This window comes from Streptomyces sp. NPDC059456, assembly GCF_042750055.1.
Classification (GTDB): Bacteria; Actinomycetota; Actinomycetes; order Streptomycetales; family Streptomycetaceae; genus Streptomyces.
On sequence record NZ_JBHYVA010000361.1, the window covers coordinates 3,449 to 4,211 of the forward strand.

Sequence of the window (763 nt, forward strand, 5' to 3'; positions counted from 1 at the left end):
CGACACCCCCCCCCCGCGCGGGGGGGGGGGGGGGGGGGGGGGGGCCCGCCCCCCCCCCCCCCGCACGGCCTTGCCGGGCGGGCGCGTCCGCGCCCGGGCGCCACCTCACTGCCGCCGCCACACGCATGCGGGCGCACACCTGACCTCGGGAGTGCCTTTGTCCTTTCTTCTTCTCGCACATGCTTTCCCGTCACGCAAGAGAACTGGAGTTTCCATGACGTCTTCCCAGGTCAACACGGTCGTCGACGACTTCGAGCTGGACTACGTGGAGATGTACGTCCGCGACATGGACGAGCAGGTCGCTCTGTGGCGTGACTCCTACGGCTTCGTGGAGGTCGCGTCCGGCGGTTCCGCGGAGCAGGGCTTCCGGGCCGCGGTGATGAGCCAGGGCACGATGCGGCTCGTCCTGACGGAGGCCACGGTGGAACGGCACCCCGCCTCCGACTACGTACTCGCCCACGGTGACGGCATCGCCAACATCGCTCTGCGCACGGGGGATGTGCGCAGGGCGTTCCGCCAGGCCGTCGACAACGGCGCGCAGGCACTGGCCGAGCCCGCGGAGCACGAGGGGGACGACGTCGCGGTCAGCGCGACCGTCTCCGGATTCGGCGACGTCGTGCACACCCTGGTGCAGCGGCGTGCCGGCCGGGAGGCCGGACTGCCCGCCGGGGTTGGGCGCCCCGCCCCCCGGGCGGGGGGGGGCGGTGAAACCGGGCCGGGGGGGGGTGGGCGCGCCGGGGCTGGGGTCGAAGAGACGGGTGGG

At 73.9% G+C, this 763-nt stretch carries 1 protein-coding gene; it reads left to right on the top strand.

Going from position 1 to position 763, the window contains the following annotated elements; genetic code table 11:
- Window positions 1-214 precede the first annotated feature (214 nt).
- Window positions 215-763 (top strand): VOC family protein (locus ACFXA3_RS26710; protein WP_385190851.1); only part of this gene is annotated, 549 nt, incomplete at its 3' end.